General features: G+C 41.0%; 18 protein-coding genes. 17 read left to right on the top strand and 1 reads right to left on the bottom strand.

Features of this window, described 5'->3' with window-relative positions; translation table 11 throughout:
* Window positions 1–55: 55 nt before the first annotated feature.
* The 8 genes from ABTV07_RS11090 to ABTV07_RS11055 all read left to right on the top strand — a co-directional run bounded on the left by ABTV07_RS11090 (window position 56) and on the right by ABTV07_RS11055 (window position 7720).
* Window positions 56–1306 (top strand): YeeE/YedE family protein, encoded by a 1251-nt coding sequence (locus ABTV07_RS11090; RefSeq protein ID WP_433742327.1) that lies wholly within the window; start codon window positions 56–58, stop codon window positions 1304–1306.
* A 141-nt stretch (window positions 1307–1447) separates the two neighbouring features.
* Window positions 1448–2494 carry an ATP synthase beta subunit C-terminal domain-containing protein gene (locus tag ABTV07_RS11085; RefSeq protein WP_433742326.1) on the top strand — a complete coding sequence of 349 codons (1047 nt, stop codon included), beginning with the start codon at window positions 1448–1450 and terminating at the stop codon, window positions 2492–2494.
* A gap of 364 nt (window positions 2495–2858) precedes the next feature.
* Window positions 2859–3098, top strand: a complete 240-nt coding sequence (locus ABTV07_RS11080; protein ID WP_433742325.1) for a hypothetical protein — start codon at window positions 2859–2861, stop codon at window positions 3096–3098.
* Between the two features lie 271 nt (window positions 3099–3369).
* Window positions 3370–4809 (top strand): MDR family MFS transporter, encoded by a 1440-nt coding sequence (locus tag ABTV07_RS11075; protein WP_433742324.1) that lies wholly within the window; start codon window positions 3370–3372, stop codon window positions 4807–4809.
* A gap of 316 nt (window positions 4810–5125) precedes the next feature.
* Complete coding sequence (locus ABTV07_RS11070) at window positions 5126–5380, top strand: phage holin family protein (protein WP_433742323.1); 255 nt, start codon at window positions 5126–5128, stop codon at window positions 5378–5380.
* Between the two features lie 75 nt (window positions 5381–5455).
* Window positions 5456–6325 (top strand): proline iminopeptidase-family hydrolase, encoded by an 870-nt coding sequence (locus ABTV07_RS11065; protein ID WP_433742322.1) that lies wholly within the window; start codon window positions 5456–5458, stop codon window positions 6323–6325.
* 118 nt (window positions 6326–6443) lie between these two features.
* Window positions 6444–6731, top strand: a complete 288-nt coding sequence (locus tag ABTV07_RS11060; protein WP_433742321.1) for a DUF3219 family protein — start codon at window positions 6444–6446, stop codon at window positions 6729–6731.
* A complete protein-coding gene (locus ABTV07_RS11055) occupies window positions 6728–7720 on the top strand; it encodes an LLM class flavin-dependent oxidoreductase (RefSeq protein ID WP_433742320.1) in 993 nt (330 codons plus the stop codon). The genes ABTV07_RS11060 and ABTV07_RS11055 overlap by 4 nt, the downstream gene beginning before the upstream one ends.
* Before the next feature lie 25 nt (window positions 7721–7745).
* On the opposite strand, the gene ABTV07_RS11050 is transcribed toward ABTV07_RS11055, so the two are convergent.
* Window positions 7746–9803 (bottom strand): molybdopterin oxidoreductase family protein, encoded by a 2058-nt coding sequence (locus ABTV07_RS11050; protein WP_433742319.1) that lies wholly within the window; start codon window positions 9801–9803, stop codon window positions 7746–7748.
* 250 nt (window positions 9804–10053) lie between these two features.
* Here ABTV07_RS11050 and ABTV07_RS11045 point away from each other — a divergent pair, with 250 nt between their 5' ends.
* The 9 genes from ABTV07_RS11045 to ABTV07_RS11005 all read left to right on the top strand — a co-directional run bounded on the left by ABTV07_RS11045 (window position 10054) and on the right by ABTV07_RS11005 (window position 24641).
* Complete coding sequence (locus ABTV07_RS11045) at window positions 10054–11580, top strand: phytoene desaturase family protein (protein WP_433742318.1); 1527 nt, start codon at window positions 10054–10056, stop codon at window positions 11578–11580.
* On the top strand, window positions 11577–13040 hold the full coding sequence (locus ABTV07_RS11040) for a phytoene desaturase family protein (RefSeq protein WP_433742317.1): 1464 nt from the start codon (window positions 11577–11579) through the stop codon (window positions 13038–13040). The genes ABTV07_RS11045 and ABTV07_RS11040 overlap by 4 nt, the downstream gene beginning before the upstream one ends.
* The gene (locus ABTV07_RS11035) at window positions 13033–13866 is read left to right on the top strand and encodes a phytoene/squalene synthase family protein (RefSeq protein ID WP_433742316.1); all 834 of its coding nucleotides are present in this window, start codon (window positions 13033–13035) and stop codon (window positions 13864–13866) included. Before ABTV07_RS11040 ends, ABTV07_RS11035 begins: the two co-directional genes overlap by 8 nt.
* A 214-nt stretch (window positions 13867–14080) precedes the next feature.
* Window positions 14081–15703 (top strand): diguanylate cyclase, encoded by a 1623-nt coding sequence (locus ABTV07_RS11030; RefSeq protein WP_433742315.1) that lies wholly within the window; start codon window positions 14081–14083, stop codon window positions 15701–15703.
* 2 nt (window positions 15704–15705) lie between these two features.
* Window positions 15706–16746: a HEAT repeat domain-containing protein gene (locus tag ABTV07_RS11025; protein WP_433742314.1), complete on the top strand. Its 1041-nt coding sequence runs from the start codon at window positions 15706–15708 to the stop codon at window positions 16744–16746.
* Window positions 16746–18152 carry a glycosyltransferase family 2 protein gene (locus tag ABTV07_RS11020; RefSeq protein WP_433742313.1) on the top strand — a complete coding sequence of 469 codons (1407 nt, stop codon included), beginning with the start codon at window positions 16746–16748 and terminating at the stop codon, window positions 18150–18152. Before ABTV07_RS11025 ends, ABTV07_RS11020 begins: the two co-directional genes overlap by 1 nt.
* Window positions 18149–21409, top strand: a complete 3261-nt coding sequence (locus tag ABTV07_RS11015) for a hypothetical protein (protein ID WP_433742312.1) — start codon at window positions 18149–18151, stop codon at window positions 21407–21409. The genes ABTV07_RS11020 and ABTV07_RS11015 overlap by 4 nt, the downstream gene beginning before the upstream one ends.
* Window positions 21406–21768, top strand: coding sequence for a response regulator transcription factor (locus ABTV07_RS11010; RefSeq protein WP_433742311.1), 363 nt, complete (start codon window positions 21406–21408; stop codon window positions 21766–21768). The genes ABTV07_RS11015 and ABTV07_RS11010 overlap by 4 nt, the downstream gene beginning before the upstream one ends.
* Complete coding sequence (locus tag ABTV07_RS11005) at window positions 21765–24641, top strand: ATP-binding protein (protein ID WP_433742310.1); 2877 nt, start codon at window positions 21765–21767, stop codon at window positions 24639–24641. Before ABTV07_RS11010 ends, ABTV07_RS11005 begins: the two co-directional genes overlap by 4 nt.
* The last annotated feature ends 112 nt before the right edge of the window (window positions 24642–24753 follow it).

The following is a 24753-nucleotide window of genomic DNA, read 5'->3' as shown; positions in this document are numbered from 1 at the left end:
TAGAAAACCGTTATACTTAAATCCGACTAAAAAGATAAGAAAAGGAGAGATTTTAGTGAGTGATACAGCGTTGAAAGAAACTTGGAATCAAAAATCAACCACTGTCCTCTCAGACTTGAATCCTATACAGAAACCACATCTGATCATCGGCTTAGCTGCTGCCATCATTTTATTCATTTCTATTGTCTCAGCTGCCGGTTGGACACAAGGTGTAATTTTCGTGATCGGGCTTGCACTTGGAATCACGCTGCTCCATGCTCGATTTGGCTTTACTTCGGCATTTCGCCGATTGATGTCTGTCGGAAATGTGCAGGGACTGCAGGCGCACATGGTCATGCTGGCCGTTGCATCGACTTTATTTGCCATTATCTTAGCCACTGGATTCAGTTTCACCGGGGTAAAACCCGCCGGCTATGTAAGTCCAGTTGGAGTTAGCGTAGTATTCGGTGCATTCTTGTTCGGAATCGGGATGCAGCTTGGAAACGGCTGCGCCTCAGGAACGCTCTACTCTCTTGGTGGAGGATCCTCATCCATGATTTTAACGCTTATCGCATTTGTTGCAGGATCAGTGCTCGGAGCATATAATCTCCCTTTTTGGACACAGGAGATGCCGTCGCTTCCGGCAATTTCCCTAGCGACTTCAACTGGCTTAGGCTATTTTGGCGCATGGGTATTGCAAATGGTGGTCTTTGCGCTTATTTACTGGATCTGTGTAACGATTGCAAGGAAGAAGAACCCGCCAATGATGAAGCCTCTTCCTACAATTCAAGGATGGAAAAAGGTTTTCCGCGGATCATGGCCATTGATGGCTGCAGGGATCATACTCGCTCTGTTGAATGCATTGACCTTGACTGTACGCGGTAATCCTTGGGGAATCACTTCGGCATTTGCATTGTGGGGTGCGAAAGCTTTAATGAGCCTGGGAGTGGATGTCCAGAGCTGGGGCTACTTTGCAGGTGAAAAAGGCGCTGCACTGCATCAAACAGTACTAGCCGATTCTACTAGTGTATTGAACTTTGGTGTAATCCTTGGAGCATTTATCACTGCTTCTCTTCAAGGAACATTTAAACCAGGTAAAATCAAGGCTGGAGTTGCTGGTGCATCCATCATCGGCGGCCTTCTTATGGGATACGGAGCACGCCTGGCATTCGGATGCAACATCGGAGCATATTTCGGCGGCATTGCATCTTTCAGCTTGCATGGCTGGCTATGGATGGTCATGGCGATGCTCGGAACATTCTTTGCTTTGTTCCTGCGTCCTTTGTTTGGCCTGAAAAATCCGAAACCGAATGATTCTATTTGTTAAAGAAGTTAATGAAAAAGCGGCGATTGCCGCTTTTTTATTTTGGAAATTAATTTTTGTAATAAAAATTACTTCAGAGAGTAAAAATATATTGCTTTTTAACGTATAATCATTTACTCTAAGAAGTAACAGGAGGTGTAAAATTTGGAAAATCTAAGATTGAATGTTGCTTTGCTGAGAAGAAGGGTTCCGAATTTAACCAGTGCTGCGAAATCAGTCGGCCTTCGTCCAGCAACCGTGTCGAATCTTTGTACAGGGAAAATCCCGGTAGGAAGGTCGGAAGTCAAGACGTTGGTAGCTCTTGCGGATTTGGCCGAATGTACGTTGGATGAATTAATCATTAGAGGGGAGAAAGTGGAGATGATTGAGACAAAGATCAAAGCGTTGGATTTATTTGCACCTGTAGCAAAAGGGGGGACAATCGGATTGGTTGCACGGCCGGGAATGGGTCAGCTGGTCATTTTGCTTGAATTATTCCATCGATTGAAAGGGGAAGGCTACAAGGCTGTATTTTTAATGCCGGAAGGAAATTATCCGGAATTAGATGACGTGAAAGACTTTGCTGATGTGATTGCCACTTCCATCGATCAAGCATATGAAGAATTGGCGCAGCTGGGGAAAGACAATGATGTCTTGTTTGCAGCAGATCGTTCGAATGTTGTGTCTGGCGAAATTTATGATTTGCAAGATCGCCTTCAAGCGATTGGCGTTGACTCCATCACGACTTTCCTGCTCGATCTTACGGGGCAGGCAGTGGATGAAGATTTGCCATATGGTCCATTGGAAACGCTGCTTCAGTTCGATGCAGATCTCACTGCCCGCCATTTGTTCCCGGCCATCAACCCGATTCAGTCGACCTCATCTGTTTTAGAAGGAGCGTTTTTAGACCAGAATCATCTGCTTCTTCAGCAGCGGGCGCAAAAATTGCTTAGAAGGTATAGGGAGCTCCGTTCGCTGGTACAGGTCAGCGGAATGGATCGGCTTCCGGCATCTGAAATTCAAACTTATAAACGAGGAGAGAGGCTTGAAGCTTATTTGACGCAGCCTTTTTACACAGCAGAGGCTTTTACGGGACAAAAAGGGGAGTCTGTCAGCATCCAGGAGACATTGGAGGATGTACGGAAAATCATTGACGGTGCAGCAGATGCAAAAGAATTAGATGAGCTTCAGTATATCGGAAAATTGAATTAAGGATTTAATGGAGAAAAGCTGTCCGTTTCAATCTAATAATCTTGTTTACAAAGTTAAACTTATTAGTTGGTAAGACATAATTCACTTTTAATATATGAAATTTAATAGAGAAGATAGCTTAAAATAGCACTTGAAATGTCATCTTGGGAATTAATTTTGTCATGATGAGAAATAGGGTGCTATTTTTCTTATTATATTATTTGTCCATCAAAGATTGATATTAATTACATGTATTTACCATTGTATGGTAAAATGTAATAAGTAATTAGAAAATTTAGTTATTAATTAATCATCATAGTAAACATTTTAAGAAAGTAAGTATTTAATAAAATCTCAACATAAAAAAATGAAGGGGGATATTACTTTGGAAGAGGCAATTAAAAGGAAAGATGGAAAACATATTTTATTAACAATTAGCTGGATTGCAGCGTTTTTACCTTATCTATTTAGTCCAATTGCTTTTGGTCCATTTGCATTTTTGCTTGGACTAGTCTTAAAGAGGGATTATGAAGTAGGTAATCAAGGTAAGGTAATAATGGTATTAGGAGTCGTTAATACTATTGGGGGAATTATTTTTACAGGTTGGGTAGCTAGTAAGTTGTAAACATTTATATCTAAACAATAAATTTATGAAACAGCTTGGTATGTTTGGCTTTTTAATTTCAAATTATTATTATCTTTTTATCTCGGTTGAGATGTTGATTCCTCTCCTTCCTAACCGCCCATCTCACCATTTAACGGCTGGAAATGCTTTCCCTTCTTCCTTGACAACCATTCCCATGTACGACAGAATTAGGACGATTGGGTCAATTGCGGTTCTAATTGGAAAGCGGATTGACTAAACTATTTTAGTCGGCAACAAAGGTGGATGTTTTATGAACACAATGGAATCAAAAAAGTCTTCATTTTGGCTAATTATGTTAGCTATTTTTTTCGGCAATTTTATGGCCATTTTAAGTACCACAACAATCAATGTTGCATTTCCCATTTTTATAACGGAGTTTCATGCAAACCTGGGATCTGTGCAATGGATGATGGCCGGCTTCATGCTGGCAACAGGGGTGATCGCTCCGACGGTAGGATTTTTTGGAGATCTATTAAGCTATAAAAGGCTTTATATCATCGCCTTATCAGGATTTACGCTGTTTTCCGGGATGTGCATCATTGCATGGAATATTGAATCTCTCGTAACCTTCAGGATTCTTCAAGGGGTATTCAGCGGAGCCATCATTCCAACAACGATGACAATGATCTATCAATTGGTCGAGAAAGAAAGGCAGGCATTCGCGATGAGCCTCTGGAGTTTATCTTCCATGCTGGCACCTGCTTTCGGACCGACCCTTGGAGGTTGGCTGACGGAGTATTTTGGTTGGGAATCCCTTTTTATGTTGAATTTGCCGATCGGAATCGCAGCGATCATTGCTGCAAGTCTGTTTGTTCCTTATTATCGATTGAATAAAAAAGCTTCATTTGATTTGTACGGATTTATCACTGTTATCTCAAGTAGTATTCTGCTCCTGCTTGCTTTCAGTGAAGGAAATGCATGGGGATGGACATCTGTCAAGACTCTTTCCTGTATTGGCATCGGAATAATCTCCTTGATTTTGTTCATCAGACGGGAACTGACGGTAAGTGAGCCTTTATTGAATTTAAGGGTTTTTAAGTTTAATAGATTTACATACAGTTTGATCATCAACTGCATCATTACGGCATCTCTGTATTCAGGGTCGTTCCTGATCCCCATCTTCCTGCAAAACATTCAGCACGAATCGGCTCTTGATACAGCGCTGGTCCTCTTGCCGGGATCTGTTGTAATGGCATTTTCCACACCGATTGTCGGGAAATTGTATTCCAAAATAGGACCTTTCCCATTGATCATGAGCGGTGTTATTCTTGTTGGCTTTTCAACATGGGAACTAAGCCATCTGTCACTTCAGTCTACCAACCTCTATGTGGCTGGTTGGATGACGCTGCGCTATGTGGGAATAGCATTTGCATTCATGCCTGTCACGAATGCTGGAATGACAGCAATCCCTAAAGAAAATGCTGGCCATGGGTCAGCAGTTACGAATTGGATCAGGCAAGCTACCGGAGCCCTTTCGATTGGGGTATTCAGCTCCATTCTGGCAGCGCGATCGCTTACGCATGGAATGGAACTAAAAGAAGATAACCTGACAGCCCGTTTAGCAGAGCATGCAAAAGCCATGGCAACCAATGATGTCTTTTTAACAGCTTCCATTATATGCGCACTGGGAGTGCCGCTTGTATTCCTCTTAAGAAAGAAGCCGCAGGCACTCAGTACAGGAATAAAATAATTTCTAAAACGCCTGGCCAATGGCCGGGCGTTTTTCATTAAAGTAGGCTCTTTTCACAAAGTTTGTTGCTTTATGCATTAAAACAGGATAACTTATGCAATCTATGCGAAAAATTCAGCTGGAAAAGAGCCTGGATACTCCATACCAACGCGCAAACCAGATAATTTCACGTTAAAATCGGCTTTAAGATTTTAACAACAATGAGTACGAAAACAGCCTTAAAGTAAAATACATCAATTTGAGTCTTGTCTGAACGATTTGGACATATAGTGAAAATAGGAAAATCAGCTTAGAACATAAAAGGAGGATGCAGGCTTTGAATATTTTTCATTATATTATGGACGAGGCATTAATACTGATTCCGGTCTTAATGGTGATTGGAAAGATCATCAAAAACACGCCAAAGATCAAAAACTGGGTAATCCCTTATATCTTATTGGTTTTAGGCGTGGTTTTCGCAGGGTTAATCATGGGCTTCAGCATGGATTCATTCTTCCAAGGGGTGTTGGTTGCAGGGACGTCCGTTTTTGGACATCAAATTGTGAAACAGACAATCGAAAAGGTAAATTAATAGATTCGCCTGACTTTTCAAAATTCCCCGTTTGTTGGATAATAGAATGAAATGGTTAAGATAGGGGAGTTTTGAATGAACGCTAAAGAAGGATTCGTGGAAGTCACTGGAGGAAAAGTATGGTATCAGCAGCATGATTCTGCAATGGGAGGAACGCCTGTCCTCGTTCTGCATGGCGGTCCGGGCTCTTCCCATTACTCGCTGCAAGGATTAAGGGTGCTTGCAGAGGATCGTCCGGTCATTTTTTATGATCAGCTCGGCTGCGGAAGATCAGATAGGCCAGAAGATAATGATCTATGGACTATAGATCGTTTTGTTGAAGAACTGGGTCAGCTGAGGGAAGCGCTAAACTTAGAAGAGGTACATATTTTAGGTCATTCATGGGGTACAACTTTGGCTGCAGCCTATATGCTGACAAAGCCAAAAGGTGTGAAGAGTGTGATTTTTTCCAGCCCTTGTTTAAGTGCTCCATTGTGGGCGGAAGATCAAATGCGCAACAGGGAGCTCTTGCCGGAAGAAATTCAAGCTGTCCTGCTCGAATGCGAGAAGAATGGAACGACGGACTCTAAAGCTTATGAGGATGCCACCATTGAATTCAATAAGCGTTTTGTCTGCCGTCTGGACCCATTTCCGGAATTTCTGAAAGAGGGAGCCAAATACAAAAATCCGACAGTCTACAATATCATGTGGGGTCCTTCTGAATTTACAGTGACAGGAAATTTAAAGGATTTTGACTGCACGGACAGATTGAAGGAAATCGATGTACCGACGCTCTATACATGCGGCAGGTTCGATGAAGCCACTCCTTCATCTACGGAATACTTCAGCTCCTTGACGCCTGGCGGGAAATTCCATGTGTTTGAAGAAAGTGCACACATGCCATATCTAGAAGAACAAGAAGAATACATCAAGGTAGTCAGTGGATTTTTCAATAACATCGACTAAAGCCATCCGATTTTGGATGGTTTTTTTTGTCCAGTTCACCGAGTAGATGCAAATAATTTGCGGCGCCTCTTTCGTAGTGCTATCATTTCGATACAAAACATTAAAGGAGTCCTGAAAAATGCCAAAAGAAGTGGTGCTGAATGACCGCGTATTTCAAGCAAAGGATTTTTCGCATGAAGAGAAGGAAGGAGCCCATCAAATTTCATTCCTATTTGATGTAACAAGTGAGGAATATCATGATGTCGCGACTTTGTTATATGAAGGTGCATTTGATGTGGCAGTGCCGGAAAATGGATTGGCCTTCAGAGGGTCCATTCAGGAATATTCGACTTCTGTCACGAACTTATACGAAAAAGACCAGGTGGGCGAATATTCGTTGACGCTTCTTCAAGTGGATGCACAATGAAGTTAAGCATCCTTGATCAATCACCAATTTCATCCAATCAAAGTGCACAAGATGCATTGTTCGAATCGATGAAGCTGGCGCAGGTGGGTGAACGGCTGGGTTATACACGGTATTGGATGGCTGAACACCACGATCTTCCTGGACTCGCCTGCTCTGCACCTGAAGTGATGCTTGGTTTTATCGGAGCCCATACAAGCTGTATCCGACTAGGTACGGGAGCTGTCCTGCTCCCTTATTATAAGCCGTTCAAGGTCGCGGAGATCCATCATACGTTAGGAACGCTGTTTCCAGGCAGGATCGATGTCGGGATTGGACGTGCACCTGGTGGATCGGCAGAAGCTTCCAGCGCACTTTCAGCCAATTTTCTTGAAGGTGTCTGGAATATACCAAAAGCGGTCAAAGAACTTGTGGCATTTATAGACGATTCCTATCAAACGGAAAATGAACATGCCACACTCTCTGCGTCGCCTGTCCCAGTTGATGCCCCTGTTCCATGGGTGCTTGGAACTTCGAAAAAAAGTGCAGCTTTAGCAGCAGAGAACGGTTTGGCGTATGCCTTCGGTCATTTTATGACGGATGAAGATGGACCGGCCATTGTCAAAAGTTATCGGGAAGCATTCAAGGAGAGGGAGAAGGGACAGTCTGCTCAAGTATTGGCTGCTGTTTCAGCTGTATGTGCAGAAACCGATGAAGAGGCGGAAGACCTTGCACTTAGCAGTATGATCTGGGCAATCCAAAAAAGCAAAGGCCGTTTGCCTTCTGTAGAAGAAGCAAAGTCTTATCCTCTAAGCAAGGAAGATGAAATTGCAATTGTGAAAATGAAAAAGAAGATGATTATCGGTAATCCGGAGAAAGTAAAAGAACAGTTGGAAGTCTTAAAGAAAAATTACCAAACAGATGAGATCATGATTGTGACGAATGTCTATTCTCCTGAAAAGCGCAGAAAATCATATGAATTGATTGCAAAAGAAGTGCTTCCTGGGAATTAACAAAACGCCTGAACCTATTTCGGATTCAGGCGTTATTTTTTTTTATTTTTCCTACACTTACTTTCCCTGAGAAGAAAACGGCTCCTCCGCCCATGTCTGAGAGACGGTCGGGGGTAAGAGAATTGACAAGCTGTTTTTTGTCTGGGGTGTCGGCCCATAGTCCTTGTGAGACAACAACGCCAGGTAGGACGTTGTCACCGACGTTCGCTTTCAGATGGCACTCTCCACGCTCATTCCATAGTTTCACCAATTCCCCATGCTGAATGCCAATTGCATCGGCATCTTTCTTGTTCAAATGAACACTTGGTTCTTTTTCAAGTTCGATATGCTTCTCGTTATTAGAGAAAGTCGAGTTCAAGAAGTTATGATTAGGACCCGGAACGAAAAGAAATGGATGTTCTTCTTCCACTAAGGGGATATATGTTGGAAGGGGTTCATACCCATCCTTTTTCATGGCTTCTGAATAAAGTTCTATTTTTCCGCTTGGGGTTGGCAATTTCCCTGGGAACAACGGTTTTTTATTTGATTTAAGATACTGATGATCTCTGAGTTTTTCGAAACTGATGTCTTCCATGTAAGAGTTTATGGGTTCATTCAGGGCATCGCGGATCATTTCTTCATCTGATGCTTTCAGTTCGGATTCCTCAAATCCCATCCCTTCTGCCAGAAGCCGGAAGACCTCCGTATTGGACTTGGATTCTCCGTATGCTTCTATGACCGGCTGCTGAATTTGGATGTAATGATGCCAGTAAGAAGTATAGAAATCCGTATTTTCAAAGGATGAAGTGGCAGGGAGTACGATGTCGGCATATTTTGCTGTTTCTGTCAGGAACAAATCATGTACAACTGTAAATAGGTCATCCCTCAGCAATCCTTTACGCACTTTGTTTAGTTGTGGAGCCACCACAGCTGGATTTGAACCGTATACATAGAGGGATTTCACCGGCGGTTCCAGTTTTGATTCAAGAAGGACTTTCCCAAGGTGATTCATATTGATTCGTCTTGTATTTTTATCAGCAAGCAGATCAGGGCGCTGTAATTTGGAAGAATTAAAGGCTAGAAAGCTGGAATTTCCTTTCGTCGCTCCTCCTCCTTTATGAAGCCATTGGCCTGTCAAAGCAGGAAGGCATGAAATGGTCCGTATGCACATTCCTCCGTTATCATGGTGCTGCGGTCCGTTTCCGATTCTGATGAAGGCAGGGGTGGTTTCTCCATAGAGCCGGGCAAGTTTCCGGATATCTTCTGAAGGAACACCTGTGATGGCTGATACAGTTTTCAAATCGTACTGTTCTACATGTTTCCGCAGTTCTTCATGTCCCACTGTATAATCCGCTAAAAAGTCTTCATCAACTCTATTCTCTTTGAACAAAATATGCATCATGCCCAGCGCCAAGGCGGCATCTGTACCCGGTTTAATGGGGATGAACCAATCAGCGAAGCGTCCTGTCTGATTTTTATGGACATCGATGACGACTATTTTTGCACCGTTCTTCCTTGCTTTTTGAGCCAAGGAAATCTGGTGCATATTCGTACTGACGGCATTGATCCCCCAAAAGATGATCAACTTGGAATGAACTGTATCTTCAGGGTCAATCCCAAAACTTCCACCCATTGTGTATCGGTAGCCTGCTGAGCCTGCTGAATTGCAGATCGTGCGGTCCAAAAGGGATGCGCCAAGACGATGAAAGAATCGACGGTCCATTCCTTCCGCATTGATGTTCCCCATATTCCCGTAAAAGCTGTAAGGAAGGATGCTCTCGGGGCCTTCTTCCTTTATGATTTCTTTCCATCGGCAGGTAATGGCATCGATCGCTTCTTGCCAGCTGATGCGTTCGAATGATCCCCCGCCTTTTTTGCCGACTCGTCTAAGCGGATATTTAAGGCGCTTATCGTCATAGATCCGATGGGTCATGTTCCGGACTTTATTGCAAATATTCCCCTTTGTGACTGGATGATTGGGATCGCCGTTCACTTTTGTGATTCTGCCATCTTCCTTATGCAGCAGGAGGCCGCATTGATCCGGACAGTCAAGGGGACAGACAGATGGGAAAACACCAGTTTTTTCATTAATAAAAGATTTCATACTGTTCCTCCAATTAGGTACAGGAATTTAGGAATATTATTAGAACTATTATAAGATGTAATTATCATAGAATAATTCGAATTGTGTTGCAATAATGCAATGGCAATAAACATTGTTCGTAAAAACGTTTTTATGGATCTGAATGGAAATCAACAAGAAAACATCTTTTTGCTTTGCATAATTGTTTAATGATTGTATAATGTTTGTATAATTATATTTAACGAGTTGATTGAAGAGAGGAGCACTCCATATGCCAAAGCGGATCAACATCATCGGAGCCGGTCCTGGCGGCCTTGCTGCAGGAATGATGCTTGCAGGTAAGGGATATGATGTACATGTGTTTGAAAAGAATGGCACGGTTGGAGGCAGAAATTCGGAACTGCGCCTTGGTGATTATACATTTGATAAAGGTCCCACATTTCTTAGTATGATTCATATAGTGGAAGAATTGTTTCAAGCTTCAGGCAGGAATGTGCATGATTACATGAATCTTGTGAATCTTGATCCTATGTATGAATTGATTTTTGAAGAAAAAACAATCAGGATGACAAGTGACCGTCGAAAGATGAAGAAGCAGATTGAGATGCTTTATCCCGGGAATGGTGAAGGGTACGAGCGCTTTATGGAAGAAACGGCTCGCAAGATGAAGGCATTGACGCCCATTCTCCAGGACAAAATGGACCGCTTCATGCATTATGTAAGGCCGAAAGTCATCAAAGCCGTTCCTGAGCTTGAACTTGGGAAAACCCTCTACGATGTGCTATCCCGATATTTTACTGCGGAGGAATTAAAGCTCGCATTTACTTTCCAATCTAAATATTTGGGAATGTCCCCATGGGAATGTCCCGGTGCATTTTCCATTCTCTCTTATATGGAGCATGCTTATGGTGTCTATCATCCGATTGGCGGCGTCAATATGTTATCCAAATCCATGGCAAGGGTGCTGGAGGAACATGGAGGCAAGATCCATTTACATTCAGGGGTCAAGCAGATTTGGACGGAAGGCAGAAGCGTCAGAGGTGTGATTTTAGAATCTGGAGAAAGGATTAAAGGGGATGAACTGATAATCAACGGAGACTTTGCCCATGTAATGACGAAGTTGGTGGAGCCGGGATTATTGAAGAAGTATTCAGCAGATAAGCTAAAAAGGAAAAAATATTCCTGTTCAACATTTATGCTGTATGTTGGGGTCAATAAAACGTATGAACTCCCCCATCATTCCATTGTTTTTTCAAAGGATTACCAAAAGAATGTCGAGGAAATCACCAAGTCGAAAATCTTATCCATGGATCCCTCAATTTATATTCAAAATCCAAGTGTGACAGATCATACCTTGGCGCCAGAAGGGAAGTCCGCCCTTTATATCCTTGCCCCGGTGCCGAATAATTTCAGCCAAATTGATTGGAAGAGAGATAAAGAGAACTTTCGAAAAATTGTACTGGATGCCATTGAAGAGAAAACGCACTTTAAAGGCATCAGAGATCATATAGAAGTGGAGCACATCGTTACCCCGGATGATTGGGAACATGATGCAAATGTCTATAAAGGAGCCGTTTTTAATCTGGGGCACCAGCTATCCCAAATGATGGTATTCAGGCCTCATAACAAGTTTGAAGAATTGGAACATTGCTGGCTCGTTGGAGGAGGGACTCATCCAGGCAGCGGACTTCCGACTATTTTGGAATCTGCGAGGATTACAGCCAATGGAATTTTGGAAGAAGAGGGAATGGGACGCATTCCGGTCATGCCTCTTCCTAAAGTGGAGGGATTACGATGAAAACTGCAATCATCGGAGGAGGGATAGGTGGACTGATGTCCGCTCTTATCCTATCCAAAAGAGGGATTGAGGTAGAAATCTTCGAAAAGGACTCCAGGCTTGGAGGCAGGCTTCGATTCGTGGAAAGAGATGGGTTCAAAATCGATCAAGGTCCGACAATTGTCCTCCTGCCAGAAATGTTTCAGAATCTATTAGATGAAGCTGGCATAGATATGAAAATGTACGAGCTTTTGTTATGCGACCCGCTCTATACCATTCATTTTCCGGACGGTATTTCCTATACGAAATATCCGGATGAAGAAAGGCAGCTTGAAGAACTGCGCCGGGTGTTCCCGGAAGATGCGGAAAAGTTTCCAGAGTTCATTCGAGATGGGAAAGAGCGGTTTACAGTAGGCAAAGAAGCGTTCCTCAGCAAGTCCTTTTCCGATCACAAAAGCTTTTGGACGAAAAGCAATGTCAAAAAGCTTATGAAACTGAAACCTTATCAGTCTGTAAATCGATTGATGGGCAAGTACTTCCAGGATGAAAGATTAAGGATGGCCTATTCCCTCCAGACTTTATATATAGGCGGGGACCCTTATCATGCACCCGCCATGTATTCCCTGATTCCGTACAGTGAACACGCTCACGGAATCTACTATCTAAAAGGCGGATATGCCAATCTGGTTGATATACTCAAAAAGGAAATCGAAAAACGGAATATTCCAGTCCATTTAAATTGTCCAGTCACTTCCATTCACACGGAGAATCAGGAAGTGAAAGGAATTCAAACGAAATTCGGCCAAAAAAGATATGATGCTATCATTTATAACGGAGATTTTCCAAACCTTGAGGATTTAATGGATGTTCCCGGCAAGCGGGCTTATACACCATCTTCCGGATGCGTCCTTCTATATTTCGGCCTTAATAAGGTCTATAAAGAGGCGGATGTGCATCAGTTTTTCATCGGGAATTCCTTCGCCAATCATATGAAAGCTGTATTTGAACAAAAATCTATTCCTGATGATCCTGCCATTTATACATTTCATCCTTCTATTATCGATGATTCACTTGCTCCTGAAGGAAAAGGCGTCCTTTATACGTTGATACCTGTTCCATCAGATACTGAAGTTGATTGGAGGAATCAGCAGGAATGGATTGATAAAATCATCGAACGCATGGAGAAGGGAGCATTTCCAGGTTTACGGAATGCCATTGAGTGGATGGAGATGTATACACCTAAAGATGCAGAGGCATTCGGTTTATATAAAGGCGGCAGCTTCGGGATTGCGCCTTCCCTTTTCCAGTCAGGAGTCTTCAGGCCACAGGTGAAGAGTAAAACCTATAATAATCTTTATGCTGTCGGGGCATCCATTCACCCAGGCGGCGGGATCCCCATTGTCATGCAGGGAGCTAAATTATTGGCAGATGAACTAATAAAGGATCAAATCCAAAGAGGAGGTCGAAGCATCCATGCATAGAATAGACGAAGCATATGACTATTGTGAAAAGGTGATTGCCAGCCATTCAAAAACGTTCTATAAGGCTTTTTCACTATTGCCGAAAGAAGATCGAAAAGCTGTTTGGGCCGTTTATGCATTTTGTCGTACGGCAGATGATATTGTGGATGAAGGCAGCAGCCCTGTTGCGGAATTGAATGCGTTCGCTTTTGAATTTGAAAGGTTTTTAAAAGGTGAGTTTGAGCGTGCAAACCCCATGTGGCTGGCATTATCCGATGTGTTCTCCCGCTATGACATGGATGTACAGGCTTTTCGGGATATGCTTGAAGGACAAAAAATGGATTTGACCATCAACCGCTATCAAACGGTGGACCAATTATTGAACTATTCCTACCATGTAGCAGGCACTGTTGGATTGATGCTGCTGCCAATCCTTGCACCGAAAAAAGCCAAGGATCTAAGACAGGATGCCATAGCACTTGGACTTGCAATGCAGGTGACGAACATTCTGCGGGATATAGGGGAAGATCTCGATAGGGACCGCATCTATCTTCCAAAGGAAATCATGGACTCTTATGGTGTGAACGAAGAGGACTTAAAGGAAGGCAAAGTGAGCAGAGGTTTCATCGAGCTATGGGAGCATTTGGCGGAAGAAGCAGAAAGACTTTATCAGCAGGCATTTTCCACAATGAATGACTATCCCCTTCATTCCAGGATCCCGGTTTATGGGGCAGGTAAGCTGTACAGGGAAATTCTATCTGCTGTTCGTTCGAAGCAATATCAGGTGTTTGGTGAAAAGCATTTTGTATCGGATGATGAGAAAAAAGCGATATTAGCAAGTATTTAATGGGTAATTTTATATATGAAACTTATCAATTGATAAAAAACGCCGCTGAATTGCGGCGTTTTATTTGTTAGGGAGCTTCTTTGGTTCTTTCATTATAGTTTATTCCATAGATAGGAATCTTTAGGATAATGCGATAATATGTAAAGAGTATCTACCCTAATATAAGATATCTCTTAACTTGGGTATGGAGGATAATCAAAAGGGGATTTTACATATGAAAAAGAATAAATATCAAATTTTATTGTTTGAAAAAATAAATAATCAATTGGGCGTATGGATGGATGAAGATCTGATGGAGATGGTAGATAATGATGAACTTTATCGTTTCCTTCATTCTATAAAAGGTACAGCAGGAACAATTGAGCTCATTGGGCTGCAGCATTTGGCTGAAACATTAATGACAAAACTGGAAAAGAAAAAAATTCCACAATGGGAAAAATCAGATTTAAGAGTCTTTTTGGCTGAATTAATAAGCCTAACGTATGAATTTGAATCGTACGAAGAGCCGGTAGGACCGTCACCTCAAAAGAAGTCAGCGGAAGATGAGATGTGGGTCCAAATCATTGACGATGATGTTTCGATGATGATTCTTTTAAAAGATATATTGGAGGAGCAAGGCTGGATGGTTATTGCCAATACGCAGGCAGAAAAAGCTATTGAACAATACTTTGCCATTCAACCGGACTGTTTGATTATAGATATTCACCTTCAATCAAAATCAGGATTTCAAATTCTTGAAGATATACAAGATCATAATAAGAAAAGGTTTGTCCCAAAAATCATGATCAGTGCAAAAAATGATCGTGACACCAGAATAGCAGCCTACAAGATGGGGGCGGATGATTTCATCGAAAAGCCTGTCGATCTTGAAGAATTCATCGTAAGAGTGGATCGGCAGCTGCAAAGGAAGAGAATGTTCGACGAATTTGTTCTTACTGATGAGCTGACGAAAATCAGTAATCGGAAATGCATGGAAGAAACATTAAGCAGCAGCTTAGTTAAGTTTAAAAACGGTGGCCAAATGTTTTCTGTGGGAATTCTGGATATTGATCATTTTAAAAATATAAATGATCAGTTTGGACATCTGATTGGAGATCAAGTTTTAATTGATTTTGCTCAATTTTTGAAAAAAAATATTCGTGATTCAGATGAGGTCTTCCGTTTTGGGGGAGAAGAGTTTGTTGTCTTTTTACCAAACACAAATGAAGAGGATGCTTTAAGATTGATGAATAAATTGTTGGAAATGTATTCATCAAAGACATTTGATCATCTTGGGAAAGCTTTCACTGTTACATTTTCGGGAGGTATATTTGAAGTATCGAATATTAAAATTGATTTGTCTAATATTCTAAAAAAAGCAGATCAAGCACTTTATATGGCGAAGGAAAATGGAAGAGCCCGCATGCTATCGGCCAGTGCTTTGCAGACAGCTGAAAGTAAAAGGAAGCTTTTCGTTTCAATCATTGATGATGATTTCATTATAAGAAGCATGATTAAGAGGATGTTGGAAACCATGCAATTGGATCAAATCGAGCTGGATATTGAATTGTTTGAAGATGGATTTAAATTCTTCCATTCTGGAAGACCTGAAGTAAATGGAGAACACTTTCTAGTCTTGGATGGAATGATGCCAGTCATGGATGGAATTGAAGTGCTGCAAAAAATTCACGAGCAAAACAGAGAAGGGCTATTCCGTGTCTTGATGCTGACTGCCCGGAAAAGCGAAAATGATATAGCAAGAGCACTCCATCTTGGAGCAGATGATTATGTTACAAAGCCTTTTAGCATTACGGAACTTCAAGCAAGAATTAAAAGGCTCATAGAGAGGAGCTCATAAGAGTGTTGACGAAAGAAATATTATTTCTGGGCATCGTTTCCTCTACTATATTTGTCTTGCTTATAATCCTTCTATCCTATTTGATTATCAGGAAGACAAGCGAGATCCAATCCAGAAAAAAGATCGATAGATTAAAAGAAACCTTCCATCCTTTCCTTCTTGAGTATGTGATGGAGGGAAAAAAAACAAGGAAGCTTATCGTAGATTCACCACGAAAAATGATTGCAATGGAAGAGCTGCTTGAAAATTATGGGGAGTTATTAAAGGATGATGCTGCTGAAAATAAAATCTCAAGTCTTGCAGAAAAGCATTTATCTTCCTTTTATTTGAAAGGACTTCGCAGCAGGAAGTGGAGCAGCCGCATGAATGCTCTCTATCACATTGAACTTTTCCAGCTTAACGGCATGTCGGAGCATGTTTGTTATTCCATATGCAGAAAGAATGCTTCTAAAGAAGAAATCGTGGAAGGGTTGAAAATTTTGGCTCAATTTTCTCATCCTTCCCTCTTTGAATTGATTCAATATAAATTCACAGATTTAAAAGATATGGACTATAGGAAAATTCTCGTATACCTTTCGGATGAAAACCTTGATCCTATAATCCTTTCTTACCATATTTTAAAACCAGAACTGCAATGGGCCCTTCTGGATATTTTAGGGCAAAAGAAAGAATTCAAGTATTTGCCATTGATCGAGTCCATTTATCGTAATTATAAAGGGGAAGTCCGGTTAAGGGCGGCAAAAGCCATTGCTTCAATCGGATACATCCGTTCTTATGAAATGTATCTCCCATTAGCTTCTTCTCAAATCTGGCAAGAAAGGCTCATGGCTGCCAAAATTTTCGGCAGAGCGAATGAAACATCGCTTTTACCCTATCTGGAAAACCTTCTTTCCGACCACTCCTGGTATGTAAGATCAGAAGCCGGTCATGCTTTGTCTATTATTAATGGAGGAGAAAAGGTTCTTCAAAATGCAATCATTAATTCCACTGATCCCTTTGCTAGAGATATGGCGAGGGAATGGATGAATAAAGGAGTCTTATAATGGAATTCTGGTCAGGCGCACTACTGATTTTTGCGTCCTTCATTACCGTTTATATGGTGATTGTCATAAGCTTTTATTCGGTGATATTAATTATTTCGATGATGCAGCTCTACAAAGAGTATAAATTAGATCATGATATTGTTTATGATGAATTGATGGATGATACATTTATCCGCCCCATCTCTATACTTGTTCCAGCTTACAATGAAGAAGCGGGCATAGTACAGAGTGTCAGGTCTTTACTGAGTATTCGATATCCTTCTTTTGAAATTATTGTGATCAACGATGGATCTAAAGACGAAACTTTAGCAAAGATGATTGAAACCTACGATATGGTTGAGATTGACCGGGTCTTAAGAATACAAGTAGAAGCAAAGCCTATCCAAAAAATCTATCAATCCAAGTCTCTTCCAAATCTTTATCTAATTGATAAAGAAAATGGCGGAAAGGCTGATGCGCTGAATGCGGGATTGAACTTCTCCCATTTTCCTTATATCTGTTCTCTTGATGGGGATTCGGTCCTTGAGAGGGATGCGTTCTTGAAAGTTATGAAGCCGATTATTGATTCAAATGGTGATGTAATTGCAACAGGCGGGAGCATACGAATTGCCAATGGATGTCAAATTGAAAACGGGAACATCATAAAAGTCGGGCTAGCATCAAGTCCCTTGGTGATCATGCAGATCATTGAATATCTTCGAGCATTTTTAATGGGCAGAATTGGGTTAAGCAGACATAATCTGCTTCTGATTGTTTCTGGGGCATTTGGTGTATTCGATAAAAAATGGGTTTTAGATGCTGGAGGATATAAAACGGACACTGTTGGAGAGGATATGGAACTGGTTGTAAGACTCCACCGTTTGATTAAAGAAAAAAAAGTAAAGAAAAATATTGTCTACATACCCGATCCTGTATGCTGGACTGAAGTACCTGAAGATACTAAATTTCTTAGAAGGCAGCGGAGGCGTTGGCATAGGGGGTTGTTCGAAAGTCTTTGGAATCATCGAAAGATGCTGTTCAATCCTTCTTATGGGTCAATTGGCTTCGTTTCGATCCCTTATTTTTGGCTAGTGGAGTTTTTCGGCCCGGTCATTGAACTACTCGGCTATCTTTACGTGATTTTTTCTCTATTTTTAGGGGGCATTTATATTGAATTTGCCATTTTAATATTTTTATTATCATGCATTTATGGCTCCTTATTTTCGATGGCATCTGTGCTACTGGAAGAATGGAGCCTCCGCAGGTATCCAAGTGCAGGCAGCATCATTAAATTATTCCTTTACTCCCTTACAGAAACCCTCTGGTATCGTCCATTGACAGTATTTTGGCGCTGCGAAGGCATCTGGCAGATGATTGTAGGCGATAAAAGCTGGGGAGAAATGAAAAGGAAAGGTGTTTCACAATGAAAAATTTTACCTCAATTCCTTGGAAGGTCCTCACATTTGTAGCAGTAATACTCTTAATCGTAACCAGTCCATTTTGGATCTGGCAGTTAAAGGGGAGCAAGGACCTTAATGTACTCATAATGGATAAAACAGTGCCGGATACTTCCTACCGGGAGCATAAGGGACTAGTCTGGCTCTTAAACAATGAAAAATACAAACTCGAAGGAAATCGTACGTATTCATTCAGTAAAGACTATAAAGGGGTTTCCCCTTCAGGCAGCAGTTTCAAAGTGCATCCGCTGCCTAAAAATCTTGACAAGTATGATGTCTATTATATAACGGACCAATATGGCGTTTATGATAAAGATATCAATGGAAGAAACGAAACGGGAGAAAGATCCTCTAAAATATATGGAGGATTGGAAGCAGGAGAAGTTAATCAGCTGGAACAAGCACTTCTGCAGACAACGGGAAAAACGTTGATAGCGGAATTTAACACGTTTGCGAGTCCTGCATCTGAGGAAGTGAAAGCAAAGATGGCGAACCTTCTAAATGCAGATTGGAGCGGCTGGATCGGGCGGTATTTTGACGATTTGTCCAGTAATGAAGTCCCTGTATGGGTTAAAAAACTATATGAAGAAGGCAATAGGAAATGGGATTACAAAGGCTATGGTCTTATATTGGTCAATCAGAATGACGAAATCATCGTCTTAGATCAAAAAAGCCTCAAACAAAACGGCGCTACTTTTACATTGACATCAAAGGGGCAAGAAGAATTCGGGAAAAATATTTCACCTGTCTATCAATATTGGTTTGATATTGTATCTGCCAGAAATAATGAGGACATCTTAGCAAATTACGAATTAAAACTGACTGATCAAGCGAAGAGAAAATTAAATGGACTGGGGATACCGAGTGTATTTCCTGCGGTTATTCATCATGTTAATGCCAAATATTCTTCTTATTATTTTGCAGGTGATTATGCCGATGAATCAGATGTACCATCCATCTATCAAACAAGCGGGATATCTGAATGGCGTAAAATGATCGATTCCAAAAAATCATTTTATTGGTCCGGATATGTCCCAATCATGAAAAGCATCCTCCATAAAGGAATCGGTCAGCATGTAAATCAAGAAACAGTAGAGATTAATCAATCAAACGGAATAAATACCAACAGTAAAACAAATCAAAAATATATACAGATACTCAAAGATGGCAAATGGGAGAATCTCTTAATCAAAGGGGTGAACATGGGGATTGCCAAGCCCGGTTATTTTCCTGGAGAGGCCGCTATCACCAAGGAGGAATATTTGAAGTGGTTCCAGCAGATTGGGGAAATGAATGCAAACACCATCAGGGTCTATACGCTGCATCCCCCTGCATTTTATGAAGCATTTTATGAATACAATCAGACTGCTGAAAAACCATTGTTCTTAATTCATGGTGCCTGGGTCAATGAGGAAAGCCTCGTAGCAACACAGGATGCATATAGTGAAGAGGTAACGTCAGACTTCCGTAGAGAAATGAAAGAGATGATCGACATTGTCCATGGGAATGCAGTGATTGAAAAAGTACCCGGCCATGCGTATGGGGAATATAAGAAAGACATTTCACGCTATGTCTTAGGGTATATGCTGGGGATTGAGTGGGACCCGAATGCCGTAGCGAATACAAATAAGAAGTATTCTGCAAAACCGCCATATTCAGGTAAGTATTTCAAGACTGCAAATGCGTCTCCATTTGAAGGATGGCTAGCAGAAAATATGGATTATGCCACATCTTATGAGACAGAGAAATATCATTGGCAGCATTCTATGAGCTTTACGAATTGGCCAACGACAGATATGCTCCATCATCCGGCAGAACCATCTCCTGATGAAGATAAGGCAACCGTCGATCCGAATCATATCGAAGCACAGGAAGGATTCCATTCCGGGCTTTTTGCGTCCTATCACATCTATCCGTATTACCCGGATTTTATGAACTATGAAAAGAACTATGTTGACTTCAAGGATTCAAACGGCAAGCAAAACAATTATGCCGGCTATCTTCATGACTTAATACAAAAACATAATATGCCTGTCCTTGTAGCTGAGTTCGGAGTTCCTTCCTCGAGGGGGCTGACTCATAGGAACGCATCAGGGATGGATCAAGGCTTTCATTCGGAAAAGGAACAAGGAAATATCGATGCCCGGCTATTCCATTCCATTGTCGACCAGGGATATGCCGGAGGGCTTGTCTTCACATGGCAGGATGAGTGGTTTAAACGGACATGGAATACAATGGACCTCGATGATCCTGATAGAAGGCCATATTGGACCAATGTTCAAACAAACGAACAGCATTTCGGATTGCTTGGCTTTGAACCGGATTCAAACGGCACTCCTTTATATGTGGATGGAAACACCATTGACTGGAACTCTAAAAACAGCAATTCGTTGTATGAATCGAATGGAAGAAACAACAATATCACTTCTATTCGTGCTTCTTCCGATGAAGGATATTTTTACCTAAACATCAATTTTAAAAACCCTGTGGATATGGAAGAAGACCAGACCTACGTTTTATTGGATACGATTGACGGCCAGGGGCAGAAAACGATTCCTCTTAATGGGGGCCAGAAAATGAAAACTGATTTTGGAATCGACTTTATGGCAGAGGTTTCAGATAAAGATCATTCAAGACTTTATGTAGACAGCTACTATGATTCTTTTTATTATCAATATGCCAATCAATTAAAACTGCTCCCTCAGGAGGAAAATGCAAATAAAAAGGATAGCGGAAAATTCCATACCATTCAATTGGCATTGAATAAACCACTTCTTATACCTTCAACTGGGTTAAGAGTACCTTTCCAATCCTATGAAGCTGGGAAATTTAGATTCGGAAATGCCAATCCGCTAAGTCAAAATTTTGATTCATTGACCGATATTAGTATTAGTAATAATAAAAAGTCTTTGGAATTAAGGATCCCTTGGCTGAATTTAAATATTAAGGATCCAAGCCAAAAAGAAGCACTTGGAGACCTATGGACAGCAGGTCTAGAAAGCAAAGTGAAAATCGATGGGATTCGGGCAGCAGTTGTTTTCGTTAAGAATGGAAAGATGGCATCGACTCTTCCAAAACAGAAGCAAGGGGTAATCTTAAAAACAAGCACCACCTCTTATACATGGAATGAGTGGGAACAGCCTCGTTATTCTGAAAGACTAAAAGAATCCTATACGATAATGAAGAACACATTCAAGAATACAACGATTAAGGAGAGAGCCAATTGAAGAAAATATTGTTGGCAGAAGATGAAGAGGTATTAAGGATGCTGGTCCTCGATACATTGGAGGATGAAGATTATGATGTTTACGAAGCTGCAGATGGAAATGAAGCATTTGATTTGATACAGCAGCAAGAATTTGACCTGTTAATTTTGGATTACATGATGCCAGGCTACACAGGTTTGGAATTAATCCAAATGGTCCGGGCAGGAAAATCCAATAAAGACGCAAAGATCTTGATGCTTTCGGCAAAGAGTCAACAATACGAGCAGGAAATCGTGAAAAACGCAGGTGCTGATCACTTCATATGCAAACCGTTCAGTCCACTGCAATTGCTTGAAAAAATTGGGGAAATCCTTTCATGAAGATCAATCGTTATGTAAAAAAAAGCTTATCAAGGAAATTCATATTTCTGTTAAGCATTTTTGCTTTTTGCTTCCTGGCAGGGACTGGAGTGCTTTATTACACGCAAAAACATATATATAACACCTATTTCGAAGAGCGGGAAGAGCTAGTCGGTAAATCTCGGACTGCCAGGAGCATTTACGACAACTACAATTCAGTCTTTATCGATATCAGGGGCTATTTTGCTTATGAAAATGAATCATTGAAGGAGAACGCTCTTTCGAAGGAATCGAAGATCAAGGAATTAACTCAAAATCTTGATAACTCTGCTACCTCGGCTGAAGACAGAGCATTCGTACAAGAAATCAAAGGGTTTACAAAATTTTATTTTGATGATACTTTGCCTCAAATGATAACTTCCTATGAAAAAGGTGATAGAAACAAAGTTAAACAGTATGCAAATGACGAAGGCACTAAGAAAGTGAATGAATTTTTACAGAATGAAGTGGACTATGCCACCTTTATATCCACAACCCTGAATGACAAGGTATCCAATGTGATAAAAAAGCAGAATTATATTCAAATCGGGTTTATCGCCTTTATCTTATTGCTGTTGCTTGTCATGTTCAGAATTATCAGGGTCATGATAAAGGATGTCGGCCTGCCGCTTTCGCAATTTGCCTTTGCTGCCAATGAGATTGCTTCTGGGAAGGAAGCGGAAATCAAGGTCGATTCAAAACGGCAGGATGAAATAGGTGCCCTTGCAGTAGCCTTCAAACAGATGACTTTGAGCATACAAGAAAATGAGCAAAATCTTCTTTCGCAAAATGAGGAATTAATTGCACAACAAGATGAACTTCAAGCACAACAAGATGAATTAGAATCCACATTGAACTCTTTAAGGATGAATGAAGCAAAATTAAGCAGGAGAAACAGCCTCATTCATCATATCTCTACTTCGCTTGATAAAGAAGAAGTGCTGGAAAGCATTGTTGTGAATATGTCGAAAATCATTGGAGCCGATCGCGGAATTATTATCATGACGGAAGATGGAAGCCATTCTTCCTTTGGACTTTCTGCATCTGCGACCGATCAGATGATGGATCAAGTGAATGGCGGAATTGTTGAGAGATTAAAGCGTTATAAAGAAGGCTATATCGTTAAGAGGGAGCTGAAAGGGGATGAGAAAGGCTACCATCTCGAGAAGAGCAGCTGCCATGATCTCCATCTTCCAATTCTCTCTTCAGAAAATGAATTGACAGCCTTTATGGTCTTCACAAGATTCAGCGGGAATTTTCATGAGTATGAAATGATTGAATACGAAGCTTTGGCCAAGCAAATAGGTGTTTCTCTTGAGAAGATCAAGATCTATGAACAGTCAGACGAAGACCGCAAGTTGAATCAGGATATCCTTAATACGGTGAAAGAAGGGATCCAGCTTCTTGATGTTAATGGCACCATCGTTCAAGTGAATGATCAGTTCAGGGAACTGTTCCCTATCCATGCAAAAGTGAATCATTTAAGAGGAATCAGTTTTCAGGAATGGGCAGATTATGTGAAAGACTCCATTCAAAATCCTGAAGATTTCCTTTCGTTCATTGAAGGAATACTTAAAGGAAAAGATCATAAGGATGTCTTTTGCGTTTATACAAAAAAAGAGACAAGACAAGTCATTCATGTATATTTTGAGAAGTTGTATCATTCTGGTGAAATGGCTGGAATTGTTTTGGTCCATCGCGACATTACAAAAGAATTTGAAGTTGATCAAATGAAATCTGAATTCGTCAGCACCGTAAGCCATGAACTAAGGACTCCGTTGGCAAGCATTCTTGGCTTCACGGAATTGATGTTGAATAAAGAGTTAAAAACGGAAAGAAAACAAAAATATTTAACCACCATTCTCAATGAAGCAAAACGTTTGACTGCACTCATCAATGACTTCTTGGATGTTCAGAAAATGGAATCAGGGAAGCAGACATATGAAAAAAAATATTTCAAATTGATTCCCTTAGTGAGAAATGTAATTGAGAATCAGAAAGTCAATACCGATATACATGATATTAAAATTGAAACGTCTATAGATCAGGACTTGATATTAGGCGATCGTTCAAAAATAGAGCAAGTCTTCACAAACCTGATCAGTAATGCAGTCAAGTATTCACCAAATGGCGGCGATATCAATATTAGAATGTATCCAGATGGCTACTCTCTAATAGTGGATATTGTTGATAATGGACTTGGAATTCCACCTGAAGCAGTTCCTAATATTTTTTCGAAATTTTATCGGGTAGATAATTCCGATAGAAGAAGAATCGGAGGAACAGGCTTAGGACTTTCAATCGTGCAGGAAATTATGAGAGCCCATGAAGGGGAAGTAAGCGTCTCTTCCACTTTTGGTAAAGGGAGCGTCTTTACATTAATTTTTCCTATGGGAACGAATTTGAATGAAGTTGAGCAGAAATGCCTGGAAGACCATGAGGGTAATAATGGCCATCGGATCATGGTAATAGAGGATGACTCCAGTCTGGCAGATTTAATTCTGACTGAATTAAGGGATAATGGATTTATTGTCCAACATTTCGTCAAAGGAAGGGAGGCCCTTTCAGCGTTTGAGCATTGTGTACCCGATGCAGTAATCCTTGATATCCTGCTTGAAAAGGAAGATGGATTTGATGGATGGCAAATTATGAAATTCATGAAGGATGATGACCGTCTTTCATCCATCCCTATCATCATTTCCTCAGCACTTGATGAAAAGAAAAAGGCTTTGGAACTTGGGGCGGCGGACTATCTGATCAAGCCTTATCAGACTACTCACCTTTCGAATGCTATCTTGCATACGCTTCTCAAGACAGGAAAGGTCGGCCAGATTCTGATTCCACAGGATGAATGAAATTCTTCATTTTTCAATTAAATCGATTCATTTAAAAGCTCCTTTATATAAAGGGGCTTTTATTTGATGGCAAGCGGTGTGTATAAAAAAATAGTATAATAATGGTTCAGTG

This window comes from Falsibacillus pallidus, assembly GCF_050990905.1.
Taxonomy (GTDB): Bacteria; Bacillota; Bacilli; order Bacillales; family DSM-25281; genus Falsibacillus; species Falsibacillus pallidus_A.
Note: the sequence above shows the minus strand (reverse complement) of the source record. Positions and strands in the feature narration are given on the sequence as shown.

Excerpts from the sequence above, each read along its gene's own strand:
- ABTV07_RS11050 (WP_433742319.1), bottom strand. The coding sequence starts at position 9,803 with ATGAAATCTTTTATTAATGAAAAAACTGGTGTTTTCCCATCTGTCTGT.
- ABTV07_RS11065 (WP_433742322.1), top strand. The coding sequence starts at position 5,456 with ATGAACGCTAAAGAAGGATTCGTGGAAGTCACTGGAGGAAAAGTATGG.
- ABTV07_RS11005 (WP_433742310.1), top strand. The coding sequence starts at position 21,765 with ATGAAGATCAATCGTTATGTAAAAAAAAGCTTATCAAGGAAATTCATA.
- ABTV07_RS11075 (WP_433742324.1), top strand. The coding sequence starts at position 3,370 with ATGAACACAATGGAATCAAAAAAGTCTTCATTTTGGCTAATTATGTTA.
- ABTV07_RS11015 (WP_433742312.1), top strand. The coding sequence starts at position 18,149 with ATGAAAAATTTTACCTCAATTCCTTGGAAGGTCCTCACATTTGTAGCA.
- ABTV07_RS11035 (WP_433742316.1), top strand. The coding sequence starts at position 13,033 with ATGCATAGAATAGACGAAGCATATGACTATTGTGAAAAGGTGATTGCC.
- ABTV07_RS11045 (WP_433742318.1), top strand. The coding sequence starts at position 10,054 with ATGCCAAAGCGGATCAACATCATCGGAGCCGGTCCTGGCGGCCTTGCT.
- ABTV07_RS11040 (WP_433742317.1), top strand. The coding sequence starts at position 11,577 with ATGAAAACTGCAATCATCGGAGGAGGGATAGGTGGACTGATGTCCGCT.
- ABTV07_RS11060 (WP_433742321.1), top strand. The coding sequence starts at position 6,444 with ATGCCAAAAGAAGTGGTGCTGAATGACCGCGTATTTCAAGCAAAGGAT.
- ABTV07_RS11055 (WP_433742320.1), top strand. The coding sequence starts at position 6,728 with ATGAAGTTAAGCATCCTTGATCAATCACCAATTTCATCCAATCAAAGT.
- ABTV07_RS11030 (WP_433742315.1), top strand. The coding sequence starts at position 14,081 with ATGAAAAAGAATAAATATCAAATTTTATTGTTTGAAAAAATAAATAAT.
- ABTV07_RS11020 (WP_433742313.1), top strand. The coding sequence starts at position 16,746 with ATGGAATTCTGGTCAGGCGCACTACTGATTTTTGCGTCCTTCATTACC.